Genomic DNA, 26,576 nt, shown 5'->3' with positions numbered 1-26,576 from the left:
CTAATATTCAGAAATAAAATCTTACATTTAATTTGGAAATTATAAATATAAATGTTAGCTAAACTATACTTTCGACATAATTCATACCAATCCTCTATGGATTGGAAATTTCTTGGGAAATTTTTTCTGATTATGTCGAATCGATATTTTTCACATATTGTAGGGAGAAAGTGAGGAATGCTATGAGGGAAATGGAGTGATGGTATGAAAAGGCTAATGGTAAGTGGTAGTGTAGTGTTGTTTATGTTTTTAAGTTCTATCACTATTACTAGTGCAGAAAATAATAGTGTGAAAGTTGCTTTTATTCGTCATCATAACCTTTGGATTAAAGTTGATGGGAAAGAAATACAGATTACAAAAGGAGAGTACATAACAGGGCCGAAGTGGTCATATGACGGGGAGTGGCTAGCATATGTAAAAGGGAAGAAACAAAGTATTCTTGAGTTATATCGGCTGAAAGATGGAAAAAAAGTTACGCCGTTTCACTCAGAAGCATCGAATTATCAATGGTCACCAACAGAAAATATAATTGCATTTATATTTACAGGTACATTAAATACATTTGATGTAGAAAAAAAGAATGCAGATTTTGAAAATGTATCGGCTGGTGTAGGGGATTATGCATGGTACCCCGATGGAAAGAACTTTCTTGTATCCTCTGAAGCGAACTTACTTCCAACAGGATGGACAGGGGCTCAGCTATATGAAGTGCAAAAAGATGCACATATGAATCCTCACAAAATGAAGCATTTGTATGCATTGCCAAATGAACATGATGATTTCCTAGCGCTAGTAGCAAGTGGCTTTAAGTGGTCACCAGATCAAAAGTGGATTTCATTTTTAGCAGTACCGACAGCTTCATGGTCAGCTGATAGTAATACGCTTTGCTTAGTTCGTGCAGATGGAAGTCGGTTTGAAAAAGTAGATCAAATGTTATTAAACGAACAATGGTTTCAATGGGCACCATCAAAAAATATATTAGCTTATATTGAAGGGAGCGGAAGAGTTGCATTAGAAAATAAACATTTAAAAGTAAAGGAATTGCCAGCACTTCAGCAGAACATATTTACGCCGAAAGGATATGTTGATTGGGATTTTGTATGGAAGAACGATAGAGTAATTATCGTTTCACGAGCAAAAGAGGCAGGAATAGAAACTCCACCAGAAAAAAGGCCACTACCATCTTTATATGAGGTCGATAGTACAAGTAATGCACAGCATCAAATCACAAAGAAAACGAACAAGCAAGGGGATTACCACCCGATCTTCATGAAGAAGAGTAATCAATTAATTTGGATACGTTCAGACCGTAAGAAAGCGGATGTATGGCTTGCTCATAAAGATGGGAAACAGGAAAAGAAGTGGATTGAAAATATAGATGTACCAGCGTGGTATTATGAGAAATGGAATTGGGGAAATGTTATCTCGGTGAAATAACAATAAAAAAACTGCCTAAAAAATCATTTTAGGCAGTTTTTTATTGTTATTTATGTGTTTTATTTGGCTTTTTTTTCGCTGGGTTTCCGTTCCCTTGGCGCTTTCTATTTTGTTCATCTTTTGCTTGTTTTTCATGTAGTGTATCTAAAAATTCATTCGAGTTACTCATGTTTATATCTCTCCTTTCATTTTGTCATGATTACTATAACCATTTAGGAGGATAATCATGAGTTAGAAATTAGGCACTTAATTTTCTTCGATAATGTAAGTAAAATATTCCATACATAACAAATAGCATGAGTAAAACTTGTATCTCTACATTTTCTTTTAAAAAAGCTGCGATAGGGTCTGGTAAGTACGGTGATTTATCGTTTGTGCTTAAACCTAACCATTTATTTAAGAGGCTAATGGTACAAAACATAAAAACACCGGACCAGCTTGCCGTAATTGCTTTTTGTTTAATTTTTGTTTCACGTTCATCATCTGCAATCCAAGGATTAGCAGTTTTATCACTACTAAAGAAGCCGTTTATATATCCCCATACAATCATTCCAATAAAGACAATTATCCATTTCATATATGTAATTCTCCTTTCAGTGTAAAAAGTGTTTTACATATTGGTTTTCATACAGCAGGAATAAAGAATGCAATAGGGAAGAAATATGTGTGAGGATTTTATAGTAAGAGGAGGCTGAATATGAAACTTGTTTTTGTTCGGCATGGTGAAGGTGAACATACAACGGATTTACCGGAAAGTTTGCAAGTGTTGGATCCACCATTGACGAGAGTAGGAAGGGCTCAAGCTAAATTACTTCAACGTGATGTATCATTACAAGAAACGGATATATTAATTGTTAGCCCTACACTTCGAACTTTGCAAACAGCGACAATATGGAGTGCGAAATGTAGTTGTCAAAAAATCGTTCATCCATATGTATCTCCGTGTATTTTTCCTTATCGAGAAGGCGCGAAAACATTACCATGCGATCGCATAGTAGATCAGGATATGATAAAAAAGTTATTTCCACATTTTTCGATAGAGAAAAGCTCAAATAATCAGTTATGGAAGGAAGGTATAAACAATATTTCAGAGAATAGTTTTCAGCAAATAGTAGATGAATTTCTTCTTTGGTCTTATGGACTGGGTGCTGAAAGAATTTGCATTGTATCTCATGATGGAACAATTACAGCATATAGACAATATTTACAGAAAGTCGTTTTAACTAGATCAGATTTTTTGAAAGAAACAGGTATATATGAAATGGCTTTATCCCATAAAAGTCTGATTGATAAGGGCTGATTATAGAATGGGGGTTGTATGTTGAATATTGCATTAGTAATTGGTTTTAATTCGGATTTAGAGGCGCAATCAATCCGAGCATCTCTTGAATATTTTGGTGCAAGGGTTGTGACATATTGGATTGGTAGACCGAAAGATTTTGTGGAAGTTCTTTCTGGAAAGAACTTATTTAACAATATTAATTATATTATTTTTTGCTTTCATGGTGAAGAAGGGAAGTTTGTCATGGAAGAGTTAGGCGAAGAAGTATATGAACAAGATGAACCGAGAGGGTATTTTGGTGCAGCAGAAATTTATAAATATGCAAAATTGCATAATACACATATTGTAAATAGCGGGTGCACGTTAGGGGAGCAAAATCTAGCAAAATCTTTTTTACATAGTGGTGCGAAATCATATATTGGATCGATTAATTATGTAGATGGAAATGCAGCACTTATGTTTACTATACGCTTATTTTATGGGGTTATTAACCATGGGAAAACGTTAGAAGAAGCGTTTCAAGAATCGAGTTTAATTGATGAGGAGACACATACATTTCGATTCTATAATTAGTGTGAAACACGTTTATTCTATATTCGAATAAACGTGTTTCACATTTAACTCACAATTTTTTTACATTTTTTTCAATGAAAATGATTATCACCTGTGGTATGATATGTTCAAGTTTTTACAGGTAATAAAAGTTACTATATAAACGTTAGTTTTTAATGTTTCATACATATGTCATGAATTATTCATAATTAACGTTTGAAAAATAAGTAACTAATGTTATTATATTAACTGTAACTAACTTAATTACAACTTTAGGAGGAAGATATGGTTATTCAATTTTTAAGAGAAAACAAAGCAGTTTCTTTTGCATTAGCAGTAATTCGAGTATATCTTGGTTACACATGGTTAATGGCTGGAATCGGTAAACTACAAGGAAAAGGATTCGATGCAACAGGTTATTTGCAAGGCGCAATTGAAAAATCTAAAGGCGCACAACCGGCTGTTCAATCTTGGTGGGCATCATTCTTACAAGAGTTTGCAATTCCAAATGTAGATTTGTTTAATACGCTTGTAACATGGGGAGAAATTTTAGTCGGAATTGGTTTAATTGTAGGCTGTTTAACAAAAACAGCGGTCTTTTTTGGTCTTGTAATGAACTTTTCCTATATGTTTAGTGGGTCAATTGGTGTGAATCCTGAGATGGTTATCTTATCTATGTTTGTTCTTGTTGCCGGTATGAACGCTGGGAAATTTGGAATGGATGGCTTCGTTATCCCGAAAGTATTAGGATCAAAAACTCAAAAACGCCAAAAGCAAGCTGCTTAATATATGAAAATGGGTATCTCACAATGAGATACCCGTTTATGTTATTTTTCAATTTTGATCGGATTGTTCTTAAAGAAGTCTTGTACATACCCGACAAATTCTTGTGGTTCTTGGCGAAATGGTGCATGATAACCTTTTTCAATAATATGTAAAGTGCTATTTTTTAAGAATTGATGATACGTTTCTCCTTCTTTCCAAGAAACGCTACTATCATTTCTGCCCCATATAATTAAAGTTGGCTGTTTCATTTCATTCGCATTAATTTTAAGACGTCTAGGCCATAGTTTCATTTTGTTATAATGTTCTTCATCATTACGTTTGAATTTCACTTTGCTCTCATCATAATCTGTAATAGAAGAAACGGCATTTAAATCAGTCGACAATTGTGGTTTTGGTGAGCCTTGTTTATTAACGAATGTATGAGGGCCACCTGTAGCATCAGTTAAAATAAGGTGAGTAACTGCTTCAGGATATAAATATGTTAAATTTAGAGAAATTTCTCCCCCCATGGAATGCCCCAGTATTGCGAATGAATCATATCCTAGTTTTTTCATTAATTTATAATACAAATTTGCATGAGTTGGAAAAGAATAATAAAAATCCATTGGCTTAGATGAGCGCCCGAATCCCAAAGCATCTACAGAAATAATTGTATGATCTTTTGCTAAATCGGAGTAGATCTTTTGAAAACCATCTGATGACCCTCCAAAGCCATGAATCATAAGTAAAGGTGGTTTTTCATTACCAATCTTTTTAAAGTAAATGGTTTGACCATCTATTTCTACCATTTTTTCCTCGGTAGCTAGTTTCGCTGTAATTGTATTTTTAACTTGCTTTACTTGTTCTACTGGCTTTTCTGCTGCACTACATCCTACTAATAGTGTAAGAGTAAGACAACCTACCATAAAATAGCTAAATCGCTTCAATTAGGTGTCTCCTTTCTAACATAACGCTGTATCTATCATAGCAAATAGCATATTACGATTTCCAGGAAGTTGGCTACCATTTTTTATCATAAGAGGTGAAAGGAGCGTTTCTTGGAAATTTTCTGTTTGAAGAAATTGACGAAATGTAAATTGTGAGTGTGGGACATCAATTCGTACTATACCATTCCAACATTCACATATCTTTTTTAATAATTGAATAGAATCTTCTTCTTGCTTGGCGATAAGTGGATTGATACATAATATATTGCCCTTTCGTATGCATAATGAAAAAGCTTCTATACAGTTATTTCTTTCAATTTTAAAAGAGTGTACGGCCCTTGGTAATAGCAAAGAGTAAAGTAGAGAACGATTCATACCAGTTGCAATTTGATCGAGAGAAGTAAGAGATATAAGGTCTTCTTCTTGTACTTGTTGTAAGTGAGAAGGGTACGTCTTAATAGTTTGCTTTTCAAAACGATGAATCGTTGTTGCTGTTTGAAATCCGCATGATGTGTATAGAGGTTCGCCAGCTTTTGTCGCAATAAGTGCAATGGGTTGTTTTGGATGAATTTGTTCCAAGCAATGATTTAGCAACATGCGCCCGATTCCGCGTCCTTGAAAATTAGGGTGAACGATTAACATACCAATGGAAGTGAAGTTACTTGTAAAGGGAAATACTCCTCCAGTCGCAATGAGTTTGTTTTCATGAATGTAACCTACAAGTGTGCCGATAGAAAGATACATTTCGAATTGTTTTTTCATAAAAATTTCATCGTGTAACCATCCAACAGATTTGCAAAGATTAAGTAATTCAAAAATAAAAGATTCATTTAGCTTTACTATTTTCATAAAGGCTCACCGCATTTCTATTTATTTTCATAAACATAGAGTCAAAATGTAAAAAAAGAGATTTACGTTAAATGAAATCCAACTTGTTTATATTTAAATTGTAAAGGGCAGGATAGTTGATACGAAAAGACAAAGTTATACAAATTATAACTGATATTTACATAAGTTAACAAAAAATTTACATACAGCTAATTTTCTCTTAATAGTCTTCCATTAAATTTGATAGTGGGAAATGAATAACCTAATTAGGGGGACAAGACAGTGAAAAAGTTTGTGAAAAAAGCATGGCCATTTGCAGTTGTGGCATCATTAGCAGTTACTTCGGTAGCAACATGGAATTTTACTCGTTCTAGTGAGGTTAATGCAGATGAGAACGGAAGCAATGCAAAGATTAAAAATGTTATCGTATTAATTGGGGATGGTATGGGCCCTTCATATATGACGGCTCACCGGTATATGAAAGATAATCCAAAAACTTTTGAAATGGAATCTACAGAATTTGATAAGCATCTTGTAGGAACACAAAAAACATACCCAGAAGATGAACATGAAAATATTACAGACTCTGCATCAGCAGCAACAGCTATGTCAGCAGGGATTAAAACATATAATGCTGCAATTGCAGTTGATAATGATAAAGCGGAAGTGAAAACGGTTCTTGAGCAAGCGAAAGAAAAAGGGAAATCAACGGGACTTGTTGCAACTTCTGAAATTACACATGCAACACCAGCTGCTTTCGGTGCGCATGACATTAGCCGTAAAAATATGGACGCAATTGCAAATGATTATTTTGATGAGAAAATTAAAGGGAAGCATAAAGTAGATGTTATGCTTGGCGGCGGCGTAAAGAACTTTGTTAGAAAAGATCGTAATCTTACAGAAGAGTTTAAGAAATCTGGTTATAGCTATGTAACGGATCGAGATCAATTGTTAAATGATAAAAATGATCAAATTCTTGGTTTATTTGCACCAGGTGGATTAGATAAAATGATTGACCGTAATGATAAAACACCTTCATTAGAAGAAATGACTAATGCAGCAATTGAGCGTTTGAACAAAAATAAAAATGGTTTCTTCTTAATGGTGGAAGGAAGTCAAATCGACTGGGCTGGACATGATAATGATATCGTTGGTGCAATGAGTGAAATGGAAGACTTCGAAAAAGCTTTCAAAGCAGCGATTGAGTTTGCGAAAAAAGATAAAAATACGTTAGTTGTTGCAACGGCAGACCACGCTACAGGTGGATTATCTTTAGGTGCCAATGGCGAGTATAACTTTAAAGTAGATCCAATTAAAGCTGCAAAACGCACACCAGACTTTATGGCAAATGAGATTGCAAAAGGTGCAAATGTAGAAGAAACATTAAAAAAATATATTGATTTACAATTAACTCCAGAAGAAATTCAAGCTGTAAATGATATAGCTCCGTCAAAAGATGTAACAAAGATTGATAATGCAATTGAAGATATTTTCAATAAACGCTCGGTTACAGGCTGGACAACAGGCGGGCATACAGGGGAAGATGTAAACGTGTATGCATTTGGTCCTGGTAAATACTTATTCTCTGGCGTTCAAGAGAATACAAATATAGCGAAACGTGTCTTTGATATTGTTGGCGGCGGCGATCCGAATAAAGGAAGACGATAATTAAGAGCGAAAGTGAGGCGAACTGCCTCACTTTTCTTTTTAGGAGTTGGGAATATGAAAAAATTATTTAGGGAATTAAGATTCCTTCTAGTATTTGTAGTATTACTAGTTGGATGTCAACAAGAAGAGAATAACGTAGAACAAAAATCTATTATTAAAAAAACTGAGGAAAAGGTACAAATAACAAAAGAAGAAGAGAGATCTATTCAAGATGTTATGAATACATTTGTGCGAACGACGAATGAAAAAAATCTTGCAGAACATATGGAGTTATTTTCAAAGAAGATGCCTAGTGCTGAAGACTTAAAAACACAAAAAGAAGCCGCATTTCAAAAGGGAAATAAGAAAATTGAATTGGAACATATAGATATGAAAGCTAGTAAAGTAGGGTATGTTATTGTTGAAACGAAAGAAAAGGAAGTAGATGACAGTATCACTCTTCAAAAGAAAGTACAGTATGCTCTTGGAAAAGAAGATGGTAAATGGAAGATTGAAGAGGTTCGAACAATAGAGAAAAAATAACGTGAAACTTTCATAAGTGTGGGGGTCGTACTTCCCAAACTGGTAGAAAAAAGGTTCTCATTGGCGAGAACCTTCTTTTATAGTGGTAGCATAATTTGATTTGAGCATGCCTCAATATCATCAATATCTTGACGAATTGTGGCCATTTTATTATCAAGATCTTCAGCTTTCATTGCTGCATCATGTAGTTCATCTTTTAAATACTCCGGTATTTTCCCTTCATATTTATAATAAAGTTTGTGTTCTAAACTTGCCCAAAAGTCCATTGCCAGTGTACGTAACTGAATTTCTGCAAATACATCTTTTGTACCAGAATTTAGTGATAAAGGGTATTTAATAATCATGTGTAAACTTTTATATCCGTTTCGTTTTGGGTTAGCGATATAATCTTTTACTTCAATGACTTCCATATCTTCGCGTTTTTGAATGACTTCTTTCAAATGATAAATATCTTCTACGAAGCAACATGTAATACGAATACCAATAATATCTTGTAAATGTGTTTGAGCGTTTTCAACTGTTGGTAATAAGCTTTTGCGTTCTAGCTTTTTAATAATACTTTCAGGTTGTTTTAGTCTTGTTTTTATATGTTCAAACGGGTTGTAATCCTCTAGAAATTGAGCTTCCCGGTTCATAATTTCAAATTTAGTTTTTAACTCTTCTAAAGCAAATGTATATGGTAATACAAAAGCTTTCCAGTAGTTAACTGTTGATTGATTATATTCCATTTATATACACACCTTTTCCTATTTACAAGTGAGGTCGTTATTATACTAAATACCAAATCATATAAGCACAAGCAGCAAATGATGAAATCATAAAGCGATATTTAGTTTTCATACTTTCAACTCCTTTCGAGTAAGATTCTATATAAATAAACGTGATTGTTAATAAGTTCACTATGTACAATTTCTATAGTAATGGATTCGTGTGAATTTCGTATGAACTAATTGTTTCAGCTTTTTGTCTTTTTTGCTGTTAATCATAATTATTATTCGGATTTAAAGTGTTTTTATTTGATTTATCTATTCGTATAAATTAATGTATATTTAAATTTACAGTTATCGAGGAGGATATATGGTGAACTTTGAAGAATTAGCAATTGCTAGACGTTCTGCAATGAAATTTATACAAGGTATAGAAATCCCTGATGAGGATTTTAAAAAAATATTTGAGTTAACTAAGCTTTCTCCATCTTGCTATAATTTGCAGCACACACATTATGTTGTAATTCGTGATCAAGAGCGAAAAGAAAGATTAAAAGAATTAGCATTCGGTCAATATAAAGTATCGAGTGCATCAGCGGTAGTGCTCGTTTGTGGTGATAAGAGAGCATACCAAAATGTCGAAAATATTTACTTCGGTATGAAAGTTTTAAAAATGATTGATGAATGCGAATATGAAGATACAATTAGGCAAACGAAAGGTTTATATGAAGGAAAAGGAGAGCGTTTCATGGAGGATGAAGCGATTAGAAATGCTTCATTAAGCGCGATGACTTTTATGTACGCAGCTAAATATTATGGCTATGATACATGTCCAATGATTGGTTTCGATGAAAAAGCAGTACAAAGTGAATTAAATATGCCAGAGCATGTAATACCTGTTTTAATGATTACGATAGGGAAAAGTGATACGACTAAAGTTCGTCCAAGAGGATATCGAAAGCCAATTAGTGAGTTTGTTACATACGAATCGTTTTAATAAAATTTATTTAACTATAAAAACAAGGGGATTTTAAATGGAATCTTCTTGTTTTTGCAATTGACAAATAGAATGAAGTTTTATAATATATAAATCGTAATCATTACGTTTTAGTTTGCGATCTTTGAAAGAAAGGAGAATTACCTATGCGTGTAAATATTACATTAGCTTGTACGGAGTGCGGTGATCGTAATTATATTTCTAAAAAAAATAAACGAAACAATCCAGAACGTATCGAACTAAAAAAATATTGTCCACGATTAAAGCGAGTAACGTTACACCGTGAGACGAAGTAGAAGACTAGAGATATCTCTAGTCTTCTTTTGTTAATAAGTTTTGGTTTTCTTTGTTATAATTACCTTAAATTGTAACGAGGGAGAGGGCATGGTGAATCAAAAAGATAAAGAAAGAAAAGAGCACGTAGCTCATCTTATTGAAATTCCAGATGAATATAGGCTTGTTGTAGATGATCAAGAAGGGGTTGATGACCCGTATCATCTATTATGGTGGGGACATAAAGATGATGAGGAGAAACAGATACAAATTACATTAAATAGACATACTGGTAATTTAATTGAATTTAGGATAGATGATGGAAATTCTTTTTCGAGTGATAAGGGAGCGATAGAGGAGAATAAAGCAAGAGAGGTTGCAAATGCATTCTTAAAAAAATATACAAAAGAAGGATATGAATTCTATACATATGTAACGGTTAAGGACGACAGGCGCGGTTGGAAAGAAGTAAATTATATGCAAGAAGTGAATAGCCATCCATTGCCGAATACTGGGTGTGTTGTGCAAGTGCACCCTTCAGGTAATGTTGTGCATTTTCATTACAATGGACAAAAAGCCATAGAGAAAAAGCCGTTATGGCCAAGTGAAATTGTTGGGGAGAATATCGTTTTAGAAAATTTGAAAGCTAGACAAGATATGAGACTTGTATTTGTAGATTTAACATACTCTTCATGTGAGTATGAAAACGGGGAAGAAGTAAAAGGGTACCATCTTGTATATGAACCAGAGCCTAGTCATGCGTTTATTGATGCAAGTACAGGTAAAGATTTATATGGGCCAGAACACTATAAATTACCTTCTACAGTACTTGTTGATAAACCGCTAAAGAGTAGTCAAAAAAAAGATGTGTTTGAGTTATTTGATTGGGACAAGGGGAAGTTTGTCAAAATAGATGAAAAAGTAGATGAGGATGAAGTCCGGATAAAATTTGTATTAAAAGAAGAATTACAAAAAGAAATAGAAGAGAAGGATTCATATTCAATGGATGAGTTTTATAAAAAACATTTTCCAATGTTGAAACATGATGAATTCGTTGTAATTACTCTAGATAAAGAAACAAATCAATTGCTTTCTTTTTTTATGTGGAAGGATGAGAAAAAAAGGAAAACAATCTTATCAAGAGAGCAATGTTTAAGCAAGGCACTTCAATTTTTAGAGCATATTATCCCAGATGCGACAAAGTATGTTCAACTTTGGGATAATTATGAGGAGGAAGAGGGGATAGAGAGGTTTTCCTTTTCAATCTATGTAAATGACATTCATGTAGAGCGGAAATATATTATGATCAACATCAATGCAGAAAATGGTGCTGTGATGCACTACTCTGGAGAGTGTGGCAACTTTATAAAAGAATTACTTACATATGAAACAACACCAAAAGTAACAAAAGAAAAAGCGTTAGAAATATACAGAGAGGCTATCCGAGTTAAATTAGAATGGTTTGTAGATCATGATGCAGAGGAAACGAAATACAAACTACTGTACAAACAAACGACAGATGAAAAACATAAAGAACCTTTTGATTGTAGTCGGGAAATTCGTTATATTGATGCTCAAACTGGGAGAAAGATTTGGAGTAAGTAAAATAAAAAGAGTTATTTTTCAAAGAATATAAAAATAACTCTTTTTATTTTTATAATTTGCCTGTTCGTTTTTCAAAAGTAAATGTGATAGGAAGATCGGAATGAGAACTATCATTTTTAAATGTTACTTTCCATTCTTTAGTATGGGCTTTAATTTCAAAATTAAGAAGATTCATTGCTCTACGTTTATCTATTTCTAAAAACATATTATGAATTTCCGGTTCTTGCTGTAAATTAAGAGCCTTTAGTGTGACTGTAAATGTGAAAAAATTCTGCCCTTCATATACTATCCTTGCTATTTTTGTTTTTGGTGTATTTAACACTACATAAAAACGGTCTGATTGAGTTAATTGTACAGAGTCATCGGTAATTTCATTCTCGCTATTATAAAGTTCAACTAAGAAAGATGTACTACGGGAAGAATCTGTTTTGCTTGTAATATGTAATTCAGTAGGAATCATGGGTATTTCATAAAACTCATTTTTTATTATAGTATTGTAGTCTTCTGAAAATTTACGAACTTCTTTTGGAAAAGAGTCTTCTTCTTGTGTATTTAAAAAGGTTTTATGTTGCTTTGGAAATTTTTTATTAAACTTTAATGTTTCTTTAAAGTAATAATTGGATCCAGTCAAAAATAAACAACTACAAATTAATAAAAAAATTCGATACGGATTTTGAAAGTGAAAGAAAAATAGTATACATGTAATAATTCCAATTACATAGAGAATAAAGATAAGTAGTTCTAGTTTTGAGTGAAAGGAAAAACCATAGTTATGAAAAAATTTCATTCCAGTTATAATTTGAGCTCCAAAAAATAAAGAAATTCCAAATTGAAAAAATAATAAATCAGGCCCTCTTTTAATAACAAAAGTAATGAACGAAATGAAAAGTAAAAATCCCCCTAAATAAATTGTTACATTTAATAATCGATCTAATGTAATCATGAATAGTGTCCCCTTTAATAGCATATTCATATATAAATAACAATTTCTTTTAATTATAATATAACAATAAAATATTTTAAATGTTAGAAGTGTTGAGTTTTATAAATAAACTGTACAGACACAAACAACCTCACGCCTACATACACATAATAAAGACCACTATTTTGGCGGAGGTGAAAGGTTTGAGTCTATTCGCCGCAATTGGATATATGGTTCGAGAAGTGTTTGTCTTTGTTTCTTATGTAAAGAATAATGCGTTCCCGCAGCCGTTATCATCAGATGATGAGAGAAAGTACTTAGAGTTAATGGAGCAAGGTGATGCTCAAGCGAGAAATCTTTTGATTGAACATAATTTACGGCTTGTAGCTCATATCGTTAAAAAATTTGAGAACACAGGAGAAGATGCAGAAGATTTAATTTCAATTGGTACGATCGGGCTCATTAAAGCGATCGAGAGCTATTCTGCAGGAAAGGGAACAAAGCTTGCGACGTATGCAGCACGCTGTATTGAAAATGAAATTTTGATGCATTTACGTGTACTAAAGAAAACGAAAAAAGATGTTTCACTTCATGATCCGATTGGGCAAGATAAAGAGGGCAATGAAATATCGCTTATTGATATATTAAAATCAGAGTCTGAAGATGTAATTGATATGATTCAGCTTAGTATGGAGTTAGAAAAAATTAAAGAGTATATCGATATTTTAGACGAAAGAGAAAAAGAAGTGATTGTGAAACGTTTTGGACTTGGGCTAGATAAGGAGAAAACACAGCGGGAAATCGCTAAGGCGCTTGGTATTTCTAGAAGCTACGTATCAAGGATTGAAAAGCGTGCTTTAATGAAGATGTTCCACGAGTTTGTAAGGGCAGAGAAAGAGAAAAAAGCGAAAGAGTAAAGTGTATTAGAAGCAGCCATATTTTAAAAGGGGCTGCTTTTCTTATTGTAAATAAGAAAAGAAAACGCGTTATGCTAAGAAGAAATACATGTTCACTGTTGAAAATGACGGATTCTATCTGTAATATTAGAAGGTGCTAAATAATTTAAGAATAATACCATACTTAGTTTTCTGTATGTATAATAAGGCTGCTTTATATGATATGTGGGAATAAGAACCAATTTTACATATGATATAGAAAGAAAAGAAGGGAAAACTAAAGTTATAGACTGATTAGGGGGTTTCGCAATTTGCGACGTACATTATATCGACTTATGATAGAACTTACAAATGGTCGCTTTACTTCTTATATATTACGTAAATTTGCACAATCTCGTTTGAGCTCTATCATTATTCCATCGTATGCGAAAGTTTTTCAAATTAATCAAGATGAGATGGAAAAGGGCTTGAAGGAATATAGAACATTGCATGAATTATTTACGCGTAAGCTAAAAGAAGGAAAGCGTAGTATTGATACAGATGCATCGAGTATCGTTAGTCCTGTTGATGGTGTTTTTGCAGATCATGGTCCTATTGAGGATACAAAAACATTTGATATTAAAGGAAAGCGCTATTCAATTGTGGATATGCTAGGTAATGAAGAACGTGCAACGCGATATGCAGGCGGTACATATATGGTAATTTATTTGAGTCCAAGTCACTATCATCGCATTCATAGTCCGCTTTCTGGTTCTGTGACTGAAAGGTTTGTACTCGGTAGAAAATCATATCCGGTAAATGCAGCTGGTATGGAATACGGGAAAGAACCGCTGTCAAAAAATTATCGTTCTGTTACAGAAATAAGCAGTGATGGTGAGCATATGGCTCTTGTAAAAGTAGGTGCCATGTTTGTTAATAGTATCGAGCTTTTGCATGAGAGAGATACTGTTCAAAAAGGTGAAGAAATGGCATACTTTACATTTGGTTCAACAGTTGTGTTATTGTTTGAAAAAGATATGATAGAAGTAGTGCAGGAATTAAAGAGTGGACAAGAGCTTCGTCTTGGTGAAAAAATAGCTACTCGATTAGCTCATAAATAAAGAAAAGCTTTTATAACCGTAAGTAAGAGTTATGGGCAAAGATACTTAATGATGAAATCCCCTAGATGGGAGTACTTGTTTATTCGAGAGCCATCGTAGGATGGCTCTTTTTACAGGGCATCCAATAATTTATCCTGTAACTGTTTGATTGGTACGGGCTAATTAAACTTTCACTTTATATGTAATCAAGAAGATTTGACAAGCTTGTCCTCTAATGAGCGTCTAATGATTTCTTGTTTTATAAGTAAAATGAAGTCGGGATTTAATTTTAGTTCTTTTGCTTTATAATAAGACTCAGTGAGTAACTCAGTGGATAACTGTTCCATATGTTTTGTTTTCAAGGTGAGTCACCTCCTAATAATATAAGGATTGATTCGTTGATGCATTTAATGTACCAAAAAAATATGACAGTCACAAACGGGTGGTTATCCACATACCTAGGTGGATAAAGTGTGTATAGTTTGTTAGTAAATTCCGAATTAACTGAAAAATTAATGTGGAAAATGTGTACAATTTTATCCACAGGTTATATATCGAAAAATGTTGTCGAAAAATTTTATGAAAAATCCTCAAAGAGGTGAAAGAAATTGAAACTATTTTTACCAAATGAATATGTGAAAAATGTATATCATGTTCAACCAGAAGATTTAAAAAAACGTGGGATTAAAGGTGTTATTACTGATTTAGATAACACTTTAATTGAATGGGATCGTCCAAATGCAACCCCGCAACTTGAAAAATGGTTCTTGAAAATGAAAGAGCACGGCATCCAAGTAACGGTTGTTTCAAATAATAATGAGCAACGTGTAAAAGATTTTGCTGACCCATTAGGCATTCCATTTATTCATAGTGCACGTAAACCATTTGTTCGAGCGTTTAAGCGTGCGATACAAGAGATGCATTTACAGGCAGAGGAAGTTGTGGTAATTGGAGATCAGTTACTGACTGACGTGCTTGGTGGAAACCGAGTAGGGCTTCATACAATTTTAGTTGTACCGGTAGCACAAACGGACGGATTAGTGACGCGCTTTAATCGGAAAATTGAACGCAGAATTATGAAAAATATGAAGAAAAAAGGTTTAATTAACTGGGAGGAATAAAGTTTGACTGAAACAATTAAATGTATTGGTTGCGGTGTAGAAATTCAAACAGAAAATAAAAACGAAGTGGGGTATGCTCCTACCTCATCTTTAGAGAAAGAACAAGTTATTTGTCAACGTTGTTTTCGCTTGAAGCATTACAATGAAATTCAAGATGTATCGTTAACAGATGATGATTTCCTACGCATTTTAAATGGAATTGGAAAATCAGATGCATTAGTAGTCAAAATTGTAGATATTTTTGATTTTAATGGTAGCTGGTTACCTGGTTTACATCGTTTCGTAGGAAATAATAAAGTATTACTTGTTGGAAATAAAGCTGATTTAATTCCAAAGTCAGTAAAACATGATAAAGTAAAGCATTGGATGCGCTATAGTGCAAAGCAACTAGGATTAAAACCAGAAGATGTCTTTTTAATTAGTGCAGCGAAGGGACAAGGAATTGCTGAACTAGCAGATGCTATTGAGTATTATCGCGGCGGCAAAGATGTTTACGTTGTTGGATGTACGAATGTAGGGAAATCGACATTTATTAATCGTATGATTAAAGAATTTAGTGATGAGACTGAAAATGTAATTACAACATCTCATTTCCCAGGAACAACACTTGATTTAATTGATATTCCATTAGACGAAGAATCTTCTTTATATGATACGCCAGGTATTATTAACCACCACCAAATGGCTCATTATGTTGGAAAGCAAAGCTTAAAGCTTATTACACCAACAAAAGAAATTAAGCCGATGGTATTCCAATTAAACGAAGAACAAACGTTATTCTTTAGTGGATTGGCACGTTTTGATTATGTAAGTGGTGGTCGTCGTGCGTTTACTTGTCACTTCTCGAATCGCTTAACAATTCATCGTACAAAGCTTGAGAAAGCAGATGAATTATATAAAAATCATGCTGGGGATTTACTAAGCCCACCAACGCCAGAAGAATTAGCAAATATGCCTGAGCTAGTGAAATACGAATTTAATATTCGTGAACCTAAAACGGATGTTGTATTCTCTGGATTAGGATGGGTTACTGTGAACGAACCAGGAGCAAAAATTGTTGCACACGTACCAAAAGGAGTAAGTGTTTCACTACGTAAATCTTTAATTTAATATGGAGAGGGATTTATGAAACAATTATATGGTGTAATCGGAAATCCAATTGGACATTCATTATCACCCGTTATGCATAACAATGCATTTGAACACTTGAATATGGATGCCCATTATCATGCGTTTCTTGTTGAAGAGGAAGTGCTAGGGGAAGCAGTAAGAGGTTTAAAAGCATTAGGTATTTCAGGATTTAATGTAACAACTCCGCACAAGGTTGCTATTATGGAGTATTTGGATGAGATTGACCCATTGGCAAGGAAAATCGGTGCAGTAAATACAGTGGTTCATAAGAATGGAAGGTTAATTGGCTACAACACAGATGGGATTGGTTTTGTTCGAGCGTTGCAGTCAATTAGTCATGAACCACTTCAAGGGAAACGTATTTTGTTACTTGGTGCAGGTGGTGCTAGCCGAGCTATTTATTTTTCTCTTGCTGATGTAGGTGTAAAAGAGATTGATGTAGCCAATCGTACAGTAGATAAGGCGAAAGAACTTATTGCTGCACGTACGGCCGATGTTAATTCTGTTGCTTTGTCGTTAGAAAAAGCGACAGAAGAACAAGGGAATTATGATATTATCATTCAGACGACAACAATAGGTATGCATCCACACGTCGAACATACGCCATTACAAATTTGTTCGTTAAAAAAAGGAACGATTGTATCAGATATAATTTATAATCCATTTGAAACGAAAATTTTATGTGAGGCAAAAGAGCAAGGTGCAATCATTCAAAATGGTATTGATATGTTTGTGTATCAAGGAGCACTTGCATTTGAAATGTGGACAGGACGTGTACCGAATATCGGGAGAATGAAACAATTAGTTATAGAAAAGCTTGGAGGCTAACATATATGTTAACAGGAAAACAAAAAAGATTTTTACGTGCACAAGCACATCATTTAACACCAATTTTTCAAGTAGGAAAAGGCGGAGTAAATGAAAATATGATTAAACAAATCGCAGATACTTTAGAAGCTCGTGAGTTATTTAAAGTAAGTGTATTACAAAACTGTGAATTTGATCGCCGTGAGGTTGCGGAAGAACTTGCAAAAGGTGCACGTGCTGAAATCGTTCAAGTAATTGGAAGCACAATCGTTTTATACAAAGAATCAAGAGAAAATAAACAAATTAAGCTTCCTCGATAAAAAGATTAGCATGCGCTATTTTTATCGCTGATGCGTAATGATGTAGAGAGCGAAACCAATTGAACTTTTATTAATAGCAACTCTCTTCATTCCTAACCAAGGAGAGTTGCTGTATGTAAAAGGAAGGGGCGTTTCTTTTGAGGAAAATTGGCATCATTGGCGGTACATTTGATCCGCCTCACTATGGACATTTGCTAATTGCAAATGAAGTATATCACGCTTTGGATTTGGAAGAAGTATGGTTCTTGCCAAACCAGATTCCGCCACATAAACAAGGACGTAATATTACAAGTATAGAAAGACGTTTACATATGTTAGAGCTCGCGACTGAGGCAGAAGAACACTTTTCTATTTGTTTAGAAGAGTTAAGCAGGAAGGGCCCATCTTATACGTATGACACTATGTTGCAATTGACGAAGAAGTATCCGGATGTGCAGTTTCACTTTATTATTGGTGGGGATATGGTTGAGTATTTACCGAAGTGGTATAACATTGAAGCTTTACTTAATCTTGTAACGTTTGTTGGAGTTGCGAGACCTGGGTACACATTGCATACGCCGTATCAGATTACTACAGTGGAAATTCCGGAATTTGCAGTTTCTTCATCCTTATTACGTGAGAGATATAAGGAGAAGAAAACGTGTAAATACTTACTTCCTGAAAAAGTACAGGTATATATCGAGAGGAATGGGTTGTATGAATCGTGAGAATGCACTTCATATTGTTAAACAACAAATGCATGAAAAACGTTATACACACACAATTGGTGTAATGGAGACAGCGATTGAGCTGGCTAAGTTATACGGTGTGGACGAGAAAAAAGCAGAGATGGCAGCTATATTCCATGATTATGCGAAATGTAGAGCGATTTCAGAGATGGAAGAGATTATTAAACGTGAAGATTTGTCGAAAGATTTACTTTGCTATAATAAAGAGTTGTGGCATGCGCCTGTTGGGGCATACTTAGTAGAAAAAGAGGTAGGCATTACGGATTCTGAAATTTTGCAAGCTATTACATATCATACAAGTGGTCATGAGAACATGACAATGTTAGATAAAGTGATTTATGTAGCTGATTACATTGAGCCAGGGCGAAAGTTTCCAGGTGTGGAAGAGGCTCGTAAACTCGCATATACGGATATAAATCAAGCTTTATTATTTGCGTTAAAGAAAACAATTCAATTTTTAATGGAAAAAAATCAGACGATTTATCCATTAACATTCCAAACATACAATGCAGTTATCAAGGAGGAAATGAGTAAATGAACGATAAAGATTTATTAGTATTAGCGGCAAAAGCAGCTGATGATAAAAGAGCAGAAGATATGGTTGTCCTAAATATGCAAGGTATTTCACCAATTGCAGATTATTTCATTATTTGTCACGGTAATTCAGATAAACAAGTGCAAGCAATTGCACGTGAAATTAAATCAAAAGCACATGAGTTCCAAATCGACGTACAACGTATGGAAGGTTTTGACGAAGCGCGTTGGGTATTAGTTGATCTTGGAGATGTAGTTGCTCATGTATTCCATAAAGATGAGCGTAATCACTATAATTTAGAGCGTCTATGGGGCGATGTGCCACGTGAAGATATTACAGAAGAGCTAGGCCAATGAAATACGAACAATTTGCATTGTTGTACGACGAACTAATGAATGATGTCCCTTATGATAAATGGGTGGAATTCACAGAGGAAAGCCTGCAGCAAGCAGATATGAAAGAGGCAAAAATTCTTGATGTAGCATGCGGTACGGGTAATGTAACCCTTCCGCTTGTGCAAAAGGGTTACGATTTAATAGGTGTCGATCTTTCAGAAGAAATGTTAACAGTCGCTCAGCAAAAACTGGGAGCAGAGGGATACTTTATTCCTTTTTATCAACAAGACATGCGAGAGCTTGATGTTCCAGGTGAGTTTGATTGTGTAACCATCTTTTGTGATTCATTAAATTATGTATTGCAAGAAGATGGAGTGCAAGAAACATTTAGAAGAGTATTTCACCATTTACGCCAAGATGGCTTGTTTTTATTTGATGTACATTCTTTATATAAAATACATCATGTATTTCAAAATGAAACGTATACAGTGAATGGAGAAGAAATATCTCTTATTTGGAATTGCTTCCCTGGTGAAGAATCAAATAGTGTAGAGCATGATTTAACATTCTTTGTTCAAGATCCAGAAGAAGATGTGTACCATCGGTTTGACGAATGTCACGTGCAACGTGCATATCAAGTGGAAGATTTAACGAAATGGCTTGAAGAAGCAGGTTTTACAGTGCTTCGTGTAACAGGTGATTTTGAGCGACTTGAAGTTACAGAACAAACAGAGCGTATTTTCTTCATGGCGAAGAAAAACGGATAAAGTGAAACTTTAATCAGCGGGGTGCGAAGCTCCCCGCTGATTATTAGTTGAACCAATCGGGCTTTTACGGGCAGCCCGACCCCCTCCTAACTTCTTTGCTTTCGCTGAGTTTTAAGGTGAGGATCTTACTGGCCGTTAATGCGGGATAAAACAAAAGCAACCGAGAAGGTTGCTTTTGTTTTATAAAGAAGATGTATTTTTAGTTCTAGCATAATCTGAAGATCGTATGCGTAAAGTGTGGGAATAGTAGTTGAAGTGAAAATGTATTGTAAAAAAGTAATTATTTATAAAAAGGATTTGGAATGTAAATGACGTATTTATTATGTGTGTTTATTGAATTGCTGATCAACGCATTCTAAATCTTCATCAAATTTTTCATGTGTTCGCTCGATTAACTTATGGAACATATCTCCAACGTGTTCTTCTAAAACCCGAATGCCTTCCCCAGTAACGCCGCCTTTCACGCAAACCTTTTCTTGTAAGGTAGGTAATGTGAAGATTTCTTTTTCAAGTAATTTCCCCATCCCCACGACCATTTCACTTACTAAAGTAGTAGCCTCTTCGTGTGTAATATTTGTTTTATCTACAGCAGCGTTAATGAAGCATTGTAGTAAATAACTAAAGAAAGCAGGACCGCAACTTGCTATATCAGATGAAACGCGCGTTATATCTTCTTCTATTACAAGAGGTGTAGAAATGTTTTTGAATAGACGAAGTAATTTTTGTTGCCATTCTTCAGAGCAATTATCTCCAAATGTAAATAGTGAGGCGCCAGAGAGGGCGCGGTTTGTGATACTTGGAATGATACGCGCGACGTGACAAGGTACGAGAGTCTCTAATTGTGATGGAGATATTGGACTCGTAATAGAAACTAAGCACGTTTCATCAGAAAAATGTTCAGCGTATTTTTTTAGGATAGGGTATATATCTATCGGCTTAACGCAAATAAAAATAAGTTGTGATTGTTCGATTACTTCCGGGATTGTTTTTGCTATATGAACAGAAGGGTATTTTTCTTTTATATGATATGCTTTGGCAGGCGTCCGATTAATGATTGTAAGGCACGAAGGTTTGACAGCACGGGTTTCTAAAAATGCATCGATTAGTATATTCCCCATGTTTCCTGTCCCTATAATTCCTATGTTCAAAGTTTCATCCCTCCTTCGTAACAGCTTTCTCCTAAACAATATGAATGATGTTATAAATTTATGATTAGAGGTGTAAAATGATGTGGGATTTTCCGAAAAAGTGGTTAGGTTTAGTAGCTATTATTGGAACTTTACTTTTTCTTGTTTTTTGGAAAACGAATCAGAGTGTAGAACGAACGCCTATTACAATGAATGTGCAAGAGAAGGAGATAGAAAAAAAGGGTAAACCGAAAATATCGGATACAAAGGAACAGAAAAGAACAATTATAATTGATGTGAAAGGAGCGGTTAATAAAGAAGGGGTATATGAAATGAAGGAAGGAGATCGCGTAAAGGATGCGGTTCAAAAGGCTGGTGGTTTTTTATCAGAAGTAGATATCAAAAAAGTGAATTTAGCACAAATTGTACAAGATCAAATGCTTCTTTATATACCGAGTAAAAATGAGTCAGAACAAGGGATGTTTACTTCTTCTAAGGAAGATGGCAAGATTCGAATAAATACAGCAGCGAAGGAGCAATTGGAAAAGATTACAGGAATTGGCTCTCGAAAGGCAGAAAGTATTTTGAAATATCGAGAAGAACATGGTCCGTTTCAGAAAATAGAAGATTTATTAGAGATTGATGGGATTGGTGCGAAGTCTCTTGAAAAGATAAAAGATCAAATTATTATTCCGTAAAAGATTGACGAAGTTTTTCTTCTTTCGCTACACTACAAGTAGACAAAAAAGTAGGTGAAAAATATGGAACGAATTTCATGGGATCAATATTTTATGACGCAAAGCCATCTACTATCGTTACGTAGTACATGTACAAGGCTTGCGGTAGGAGCGACAATCGTTCGCGATAAACGAATTATTGCTGGTGGATATAATGGTTCGATTAAAGGTGGCGTACATTGTATAGATGATGGTTGTTACGTAATCGATAATCATTGTGTTCGGACAATTCATGCCGAAATGAATGCTTTATTACAATGTGCCAAGTTTGGTGCGAAAACAGAGGAAGCAGAAATTTACGTTACGCATTTCCCTTGTTTACAATGTTGTAAGGCAATTATTCAAAGTGGTATTACAGCGGTTTATTATGCGCAGGATTATAAAAATCATCCATACGCCATAGAGTTATTTGAACAAGCGAATGTAACAGTGAAGCACGTTCCGCTAGAATATGATATTGCTGCATTAGAGGAGCAAAAACGTTATACGGAGTTAAAAGAATTATTTGCGTCTTTAGAAAAAGATAATTTATCAATGGAAGAATTACAGCATGTATTCACGAAAGCAAAAATGATGCTATAAGGAGTGAGTATAAGTTGCAGGAACAATGGGGGTATGTTGCAATCTCGTTTATAATAGGGATTGCAATTGCCTTTTCCTCGACAATTTTATTGATAGTTTTTTGCCTCTTTTTAAATATTTTCTTCTGTTTATATCGCACTTCGCGTAAAACCTTCTTTTTTTGCATTGTAGCGTGCTTTAGTGGTGCTATATACACTTCTTATGTTCAAGGGTGGAATAAGTCTCTAGGAGAGTCCTATGGAGTTACAAGAGGTGTTATACAAAATACACCGCTTGTTAATGGCGATCGCCTATCTTTTCAATTTGAAGATCACAATAAAAATATAGTGCAATTAAGTTATAGAATAAAATCAGCTCTGGAAAAGGAAAAAATGCAACAATTATACGCAGGGATATCATGTGTATTCGAGGGTGAGAGGAAAGAACCACAAACAGCTCGGAATTTTCATGGTTTTAATTACCGTGATTATTTATACAAGCAACATATTCATTTCACATTTGAGGCTACATATATTTCTGAATGCTATAAAACATCACTGTCGCTTATGCAATGGATTCTCCTTTTGAGGCAACAAGCAATCTCGAAAGTTACAGAAATGTTTCCAGAGCAATCAGGTGCTTTTATGAATGCGTTACTATTTGGTGATAGACAACAAATGACGTTTGAAGTGGAAGAGCAATATCAACAGTTTGGTCTTATACATTTGTTAGCAATTTCAGGTTCGCACATTGTATTGTTAATGGGGATAGTATATTTTATTTTGCTAAGAAGTGGTGCGACGAGGGAGGTAGCAACAATTTGCCTTATCGTCTGTATTCCTTTGTATATGGTTTTAGCAGGGGCGTCACCATCTGTTATAAGGGCTTCTATAGCAGGAGTTTTGATGTTGATTGCTTTTATGTGCTCGATTCGTTTATCTAGTTTAGATGCTTTAAGTGTAACAGCTATATGTATGCTTATATATGACCCTTATCTTGTTTTTAATATTGGATTTCAGTTTTCTTTTGTAGGTAGCTTCGCTTTACTTTTGTCTGCTCCGTTCTTATTAGGGAGTAGCAACGGAGTAATCCGAAATTCTATTTATATTTCTATCATTTCACAGCTCGTTAGTACTCCGATTTTGTTATATCACTTTGGTTATTTTTCTCCATATAGCATTTTCCTCAATCTCTTATACGTTCCGTTTTTATCTATCATTGTATTACCATGTAGCATTATTATTTTACTGTGTATGCCAATTGTCCCGTTTCTCGCAAAAGGATTTGCGGATGTGTTATCAATAGGCTTGAGTATGTCTAATGTTCTTCTAAGTTATTGTGAAAGTTTACCATTTAACCAGCTTATTTTCGGGAAAACGTCCTTCAATCTTGTAGCTGTATATTGCGCGAGTATTGTCAGTATATTGATAGTTTGGGAAAGGAGAGCGCCGAAAAAAATGGTTTGTATAGTTGTGAGTATATTTCTTTTTATTAGCACGTGTCATTATGTATATCCATATTTTAGAGGAAGTGGAAGTGTAACATTTATTGATGTTGGACAAGGTGATGCAATATTAATTCGCCTTCCGTATGATAAAGGGGTTTATCTTATTGATACAGGTGGAACGCTTCGTGTCAATAAGGAAGAGTGGCAACAAAAAAAGCATGAATTTTCTGTTGGAACTGATGTTTTAATACCCTATTTACAAAAAGAAGGTATTAAAACAATTGATAAATTAATCGTAACGCATGGAGATGCAGATCATATAGGTGCTGCGCAAGAATTATTATCATATATACCTGTAAAAGAAGTTGTATTTGGCCGGAAGGGAAAAGATGCAGTATTAGAAAAAGTAGTAAAGAAACAGGCATTAGAAAAGGAAATGAAAATAACTGAAGTGGGGGAAGGGGAAAGTTGGAGTGTAAATGAAGCTGAATTTTTCGTTTTAGCTCCAAAAGGAAAAGAAAAAAGTGAAAATAATGCTTCAATTGTAATATGGGCAAAATTTGGAGGATTGACGTGGCTATTTACAGGAGATTTAGAAGAAGAAGGAGAGCAGTTTTTAGTATCTGCGTATCCAGATTTGCGAGTAGATGTTTTAAAAGTTGCTCATCATGGAAGTAATACGTCATCTATAGAGTCTTTTTTGAACGTTATACAGCCCCGTGTAGCGATTATATCTGTTGGTAAGCAGAATAGATATGGACACCCGCATAAAGAAGTGATAGAGCGTTTGGAGAAGATGGGGAGTGCGATATGGCGCACGGACAAGCAAGGTGCTATTTCCTATGTTTTTAAAGGGGAAAATGGAACCTTTCAAAGTAAAATCACATACGATAAGACATATAATAGGTGAAAAAGAGAAGACTGCCATGAAGTGGCAGCCTTTAAGAACCGATAAATTTAATAACAGTTGCAATGATGAAAAGTGTTGCGAAAAAACCAAATGAGACGATAAATCCTACCCCTGAATCAATAGCGTCATTGCGTTTACTTTGAACGTTTTGTTCAAAATCATTCATTTAGAATCCCTCCCCAACATTCCACTTTAGTATAAAATATTGTCAGAAAAAAATCTACAATTTCAATGTGAAGAGAAAATGAGCTTTTTGCGAGTTTTAGATTATGAAGTAACGTGAGTTTTTTGTTTCCAAGCATGTTAACAGTTGGCACTTATACTGGAATTTTTATTGTGAATAATAAAGGGAAGGTGATTACCGCACACCAATAAGAAACCCGGGGCTTATTGCGTGGCGTTTAATATAAATAAAGGGACGGGTTATAAAGCCTGTTCCTTTGTACTTGTAAAACAAAAGCTAGGGCATTAGTATAAATATATATTGCCAAGTTAGGGAGTAGGAAAAAGTATGAGTGATATACATAAAAAAATTAAAAAGAAACAGTTTGCTCCGTTATATTTACTATATGGGACGGAAGCTTTTTTTATAAATGAAACGATAAAGCTTATTACGACAGAAGCACTTGAAGAAGAAGATCGAGAGTTTAATGTTGTGACATACGATTTGGAAGAAGCGTATTTAGAAGATGTGGTTGAGGATGCGCGTACGCTTCCTTTCTTTGGAGAGCGGAAAGTACTGTTAATAAAATCACCGCTATTTTTGACTTCGCAAAAAGAAAAGTTAGAGCAAAATATAAAAATTTTAGAAGAATACATTGGTGAACCTTCTCCATTTTCTATTCTTGTTTTTGTTGCGCCTTACGAAAAACTTGATGAGCGAAAAAAAATTACAAAACTATTAAAGAAAACAGCAGATGTAGTAGAAGCGAATGCGATGCAAGTGCAGGATGTTCAGAAGTGGATTGTTGCTCGGGCAGATGAAGTGCATGTGCACATTGATAACGCGGCTGTTAGTTTGTTGCTAGAGCTTGTGGGAAGTAATGTAACGATGTTGGCGAAGGAAATGGACAAGTTAACGTTATACGTTGGTATGGGCGGAGAGATTACGACGAAACTTGTTGCAGAGCTTGTGCCAAAATCAGTTGAGCAAAATGTATTTGCTTTGACAGAAAAAGTGGTGAAAAAAGATATTGCAGGTGCAATGCAAATTTTGGATGGATTATTTACGCAGCAGGAAGAACCGATTAAATTGCTTGCGTTATTAGTGAGTCAATTCCGTTTGTTGTATCAAGTGAAAGAGTTACAGCAACGTGGTTATGGGCAAAATCAAATTGCATCTCATATTGGTGTACATCCGTATCGTGTAAAATTGGCGATGAATCAAACGAAATTTTTCTCTTTTGAAGAATTAAAAAAAGTGATTATAGAATTAGCGGAAGCTGATTATAGTATGAAGACGGGAAAGATGGATAAGAAACTTGTGCTCGAGTTTTTCTTAATGCGATTAAATCATATGTGATGACACAAAAAAAGTTCATGTACCTAGTGCATGAACTTTTTTTGTATA

32 protein-coding genes are annotated in these 26,576 nt (G+C 34.5%); 23 read left to right on the top strand and 9 right to left on the bottom strand.

The genetic code is table 11. The annotated features are described in order from the left end of the window. Positions 1-204 precede the first annotated feature (204 nt). Complete coding sequence (locus MR167_RS02695; RefSeq protein ID WP_242313848.1) at positions 205-1,437, top strand: TolB family protein; 1,233 nt, start codon at positions 205-207, stop codon at positions 1,435-1,437. 46 nt (positions 1,438-1,483) lie between these two features. Here MR167_RS02695 and MR167_RS02690 read toward each other — a convergent pair whose 3' ends face one another. Beyond that, on the bottom strand, positions 1,484-1,606 hold the full coding sequence (locus MR167_RS02690; protein ID WP_000071866.1) for a DUF4023 domain-containing protein: 123 nt from the start codon (positions 1,604-1,606) through the stop codon (positions 1,484-1,486). Positions 1,607-1,675: 69 nt separating this feature from the next. Next, the gene (locus MR167_RS02685; protein ID WP_000871144.1) at positions 1,676-2,014 is read right to left on the bottom strand and encodes a hypothetical protein; all 339 of its coding nucleotides are present in this window, start codon (positions 2,012-2,014) and stop codon (positions 1,676-1,678) included. 120 nt (positions 2,015-2,134) lie between these two features. Between MR167_RS02685 and MR167_RS02680 the strand changes: the two genes are divergently transcribed. The 3 genes from MR167_RS02680 to MR167_RS02670 all read left to right on the top strand — a co-directional run bounded on the left by MR167_RS02680 (position 2,135) and on the right by MR167_RS02670 (position 4,057). Further along, entirely contained in the window at positions 2,135-2,737 is a 603-nt protein-coding gene (locus MR167_RS02680) for a histidine phosphatase family protein (protein ID WP_063675709.1), read from the top strand. Positions 2,738-2,755: 18 nt separating this feature from the next. Next, positions 2,756-3,292 carry a hypothetical protein gene (locus tag MR167_RS02675; protein WP_003309942.1) on the top strand — a complete coding sequence of 179 codons (537 nt, stop codon included), beginning with the start codon at positions 2,756-2,758 and terminating at the stop codon, positions 3,290-3,292. 264 nt (positions 3,293-3,556) lie between these two features. Beyond that, entirely contained in the window at positions 3,557-4,057 is a 501-nt protein-coding gene (locus MR167_RS02670; protein ID WP_000236591.1) for a DoxX family protein, read from the top strand. 41 nt (positions 4,058-4,098) lie between these two features. On the opposite strand, the gene MR167_RS02665 is transcribed toward MR167_RS02670, so the two are convergent. Both MR167_RS02665 and MR167_RS02660 read right to left on the bottom strand, forming a co-directional pair. Next, complete coding sequence (locus MR167_RS02665) at positions 4,099-4,983, bottom strand: alpha/beta fold hydrolase (protein WP_000819811.1); 885 nt, start codon at positions 4,981-4,983, stop codon at positions 4,099-4,101. Positions 4,984-4,998: 15 nt separating this feature from the next. Then, a complete protein-coding gene (locus MR167_RS02660) occupies positions 4,999-5,832 on the bottom strand; it encodes a GNAT family N-acetyltransferase (RefSeq protein ID WP_000706701.1) in 834 nt (277 codons plus the stop codon). Positions 5,833-6,093: 261 nt separating this feature from the next. Between MR167_RS02660 and MR167_RS02655 the strand changes: the two genes are divergently transcribed. Then, positions 6,094-7,479: an alkaline phosphatase gene (locus MR167_RS02655; protein ID WP_000714908.1), complete on the top strand. Its 1,386-nt coding sequence runs from the start codon at positions 6,094-6,096 to the stop codon at positions 7,477-7,479. Between the two features lie 54 nt (positions 7,480-7,533). Further along, the gene (locus MR167_RS02650) at positions 7,534-8,001 is read left to right on the top strand and encodes a hypothetical protein (protein ID WP_097981579.1); all 468 of its coding nucleotides are present in this window, start codon (positions 7,534-7,536) and stop codon (positions 7,999-8,001) included. 77 nt (positions 8,002-8,078) lie between these two features. Here the strand turns inward: MR167_RS02650 and MR167_RS02645 are convergent, their stop codons facing one another. Beyond that, complete coding sequence (locus MR167_RS02645) at positions 8,079-8,729, bottom strand: GTP pyrophosphokinase (protein WP_000456230.1); 651 nt, start codon at positions 8,727-8,729, stop codon at positions 8,079-8,081. Positions 8,730-9,078: 349 nt separating this feature from the next. On the opposite strand from MR167_RS02645, the gene MR167_RS02640 reads away from it, so the two are divergent. The 3 genes from MR167_RS02640 (at position 9,079) to MR167_RS02630 (ending at position 11,583) form a co-directional block, all read left to right on the top strand. Next, complete coding sequence (locus tag MR167_RS02640) at positions 9,079-9,705, top strand: nitroreductase family protein (protein ID WP_000245980.1); 627 nt, start codon at positions 9,079-9,081, stop codon at positions 9,703-9,705. A gap of 146 nt (positions 9,706-9,851) precedes the next feature. Beyond that, positions 9,852-10,001 (top strand): 50S ribosomal protein L33, encoded by a 150-nt coding sequence (rpmG, locus tag MR167_RS02635; protein ID WP_001265617.1) that lies wholly within the window; start codon positions 9,852-9,854, stop codon positions 9,999-10,001. A gap of 88 nt (positions 10,002-10,089) precedes the next feature. Next, complete coding sequence (locus MR167_RS02630; protein WP_242313846.1) at positions 10,090-11,583, top strand: YcdB/YcdC domain-containing protein; 1,494 nt, start codon at positions 10,090-10,092, stop codon at positions 11,581-11,583. Between the two features lie 49 nt (positions 11,584-11,632). Here the strand turns inward: MR167_RS02630 and MR167_RS02625 are convergent, their stop codons facing one another. Then, positions 11,633-12,526 carry a hypothetical protein gene (locus MR167_RS02625; RefSeq protein WP_000631115.1) on the bottom strand — a complete coding sequence of 298 codons (894 nt, stop codon included), beginning with the start codon at positions 12,524-12,526 and terminating at the stop codon, positions 11,633-11,635. Positions 12,527-12,708: 182 nt separating this feature from the next. Here MR167_RS02625 and sigK point away from each other — a divergent pair, with 182 nt between their 5' ends. Together sigK and MR167_RS02615 are read left to right on the top strand one after the other, a co-directional pair. Continuing rightward, positions 12,709-13,422, top strand: coding sequence for an RNA polymerase sporulation sigma factor SigK (gene sigK / locus MR167_RS02620; protein ID WP_000051382.1), 714 nt, complete (start codon positions 12,709-12,711; stop codon positions 13,420-13,422). A gap of 290 nt (positions 13,423-13,712) precedes the next feature. Continuing rightward, positions 13,713-14,501: a phosphatidylserine decarboxylase gene (locus tag MR167_RS02615; RefSeq protein WP_001254999.1), complete on the top strand. Its 789-nt coding sequence runs from the start codon at positions 13,713-13,715 to the stop codon at positions 14,499-14,501. Positions 14,502-14,686: 185 nt separating this feature from the next. On the opposite strand, the gene sda is transcribed toward MR167_RS02615, so the two are convergent. Next, positions 14,687-14,842 (bottom strand): sporulation histidine kinase inhibitor Sda, encoded by a 156-nt coding sequence (sda, locus tag MR167_RS02610; protein ID WP_000850094.1) that lies wholly within the window; start codon positions 14,840-14,842, stop codon positions 14,687-14,689. Between the two features lie 246 nt (positions 14,843-15,088). Here sda and MR167_RS02605 point away from each other — a divergent pair, with 246 nt between their 5' ends. The 8 genes from MR167_RS02605 to MR167_RS02570 all read left to right on the top strand — a co-directional run bounded on the left by MR167_RS02605 (position 15,089) and on the right by MR167_RS02570 (position 20,224). Next, positions 15,089-15,601 (top strand): YqeG family HAD IIIA-type phosphatase, encoded by a 513-nt coding sequence (locus MR167_RS02605; RefSeq protein WP_000765315.1) that lies wholly within the window; start codon positions 15,089-15,091, stop codon positions 15,599-15,601. A 3-nt stretch (positions 15,602-15,604) separates the two neighbouring features. Next, positions 15,605-16,711, top strand: a complete 1,107-nt coding sequence (yqeH, locus tag MR167_RS02600; protein WP_000140807.1) for a ribosome biogenesis GTPase YqeH — start codon at positions 15,605-15,607, stop codon at positions 16,709-16,711. A 15-nt stretch (positions 16,712-16,726) separates the two neighbouring features. Then, on the top strand, positions 16,727-17,560 hold the full coding sequence (gene aroE, locus MR167_RS02595; protein ID WP_000812104.1) for a shikimate dehydrogenase: 834 nt from the start codon (positions 16,727-16,729) through the stop codon (positions 17,558-17,560). A 5-nt stretch (positions 17,561-17,565) separates the two neighbouring features. After that, complete coding sequence (gene yhbY, locus MR167_RS02590; RefSeq protein ID WP_000955224.1) at positions 17,566-17,859, top strand: ribosome assembly RNA-binding protein YhbY; 294 nt, start codon at positions 17,566-17,568, stop codon at positions 17,857-17,859. 137 nt (positions 17,860-17,996) lie between these two features. Then, positions 17,997-18,566 carry a nicotinate-nucleotide adenylyltransferase gene (gene nadD, locus MR167_RS02585; RefSeq protein WP_001226031.1) on the top strand — a complete coding sequence of 190 codons (570 nt, stop codon included), beginning with the start codon at positions 17,997-17,999 and terminating at the stop codon, positions 18,564-18,566. Beyond that, positions 18,556-19,125, top strand: coding sequence for a bis(5'-nucleosyl)-tetraphosphatase (symmetrical) YqeK (gene yqeK, locus MR167_RS02580; protein ID WP_242313844.1), 570 nt, complete (start codon positions 18,556-18,558; stop codon positions 19,123-19,125). The genes nadD and yqeK overlap by 11 nt, the downstream gene beginning before the upstream one ends. Then, entirely contained in the window at positions 19,122-19,478 is a 357-nt protein-coding gene (gene rsfS, locus MR167_RS02575) for a ribosome silencing factor (protein ID WP_000998173.1), read from the top strand. The genes yqeK and rsfS overlap by 4 nt, the downstream gene beginning before the upstream one ends. Beyond that, the gene (locus tag MR167_RS02570) at positions 19,475-20,224 is read left to right on the top strand and encodes a class I SAM-dependent methyltransferase (protein WP_242313842.1); all 750 of its coding nucleotides are present in this window, start codon (positions 19,475-19,477) and stop codon (positions 20,222-20,224) included. The genes rsfS and MR167_RS02570 overlap by 4 nt, the downstream gene beginning before the upstream one ends. 320 nt (positions 20,225-20,544) lie before the next feature. Here the strand turns inward: MR167_RS02570 and comER are convergent, their stop codons facing one another. After that, positions 20,545-21,372: a late competence protein ComER gene (comER, locus tag MR167_RS02565; RefSeq protein ID WP_001020554.1), complete on the bottom strand. Its 828-nt coding sequence runs from the start codon at positions 21,370-21,372 to the stop codon at positions 20,545-20,547. A gap of 77 nt (positions 21,373-21,449) precedes the next feature. Here comER and MR167_RS02560 point away from each other — a divergent pair, with 77 nt between their 5' ends. The 3 genes from MR167_RS02560 to MR167_RS02550 all read left to right on the top strand — a co-directional run bounded on the left by MR167_RS02560 (position 21,450) and on the right by MR167_RS02550 (position 25,006). After that, complete coding sequence (locus tag MR167_RS02560; RefSeq protein WP_000989935.1) at positions 21,450-22,049, top strand: helix-hairpin-helix domain-containing protein; 600 nt, start codon at positions 21,450-21,452, stop codon at positions 22,047-22,049. 63 nt (positions 22,050-22,112) lie between these two features. Next, complete coding sequence (locus MR167_RS02555; protein ID WP_000439773.1) at positions 22,113-22,670, top strand: ComE operon protein 2; 558 nt, start codon at positions 22,113-22,115, stop codon at positions 22,668-22,670. 14 nt (positions 22,671-22,684) lie between these two features. Beyond that, entirely contained in the window at positions 22,685-25,006 is a 2,322-nt protein-coding gene (locus MR167_RS02550) for a DNA internalization-related competence protein ComEC/Rec2 (RefSeq protein ID WP_242313840.1), read from the top strand. 31 nt (positions 25,007-25,037) lie between these two features. Here the strand turns inward: MR167_RS02550 and MR167_RS02545 are convergent, their stop codons facing one another. Further along, positions 25,038-25,172 carry a YqzM family protein gene (locus MR167_RS02545; RefSeq protein WP_000997609.1) on the bottom strand — a complete coding sequence of 45 codons (135 nt, stop codon included), beginning with the start codon at positions 25,170-25,172 and terminating at the stop codon, positions 25,038-25,040. Positions 25,173-25,517: 345 nt separating this feature from the next. On the opposite strand from MR167_RS02545, the gene holA reads away from it, so the two are divergent. After that, on the top strand, positions 25,518-26,528 hold the full coding sequence (gene holA, locus MR167_RS02540; RefSeq protein WP_001279923.1) for a DNA polymerase III subunit delta: 1,011 nt from the start codon (positions 25,518-25,520) through the stop codon (positions 26,526-26,528). Positions 26,529-26,576: the final 48 nt, after the last annotated feature.

Source organism: Bacillus cereus group sp. BfR-BA-01355 (assembly GCF_022663675.1).
GTDB lineage: Bacteria > Bacillota > Bacilli > Bacillales > Bacillaceae_G > Bacillus_A > Bacillus_A thuringiensis_S.
The sequence above is the reverse complement of the archived record's forward strand: the minus strand, read 5'-3'. Positions and strand labels throughout refer to the sequence as shown.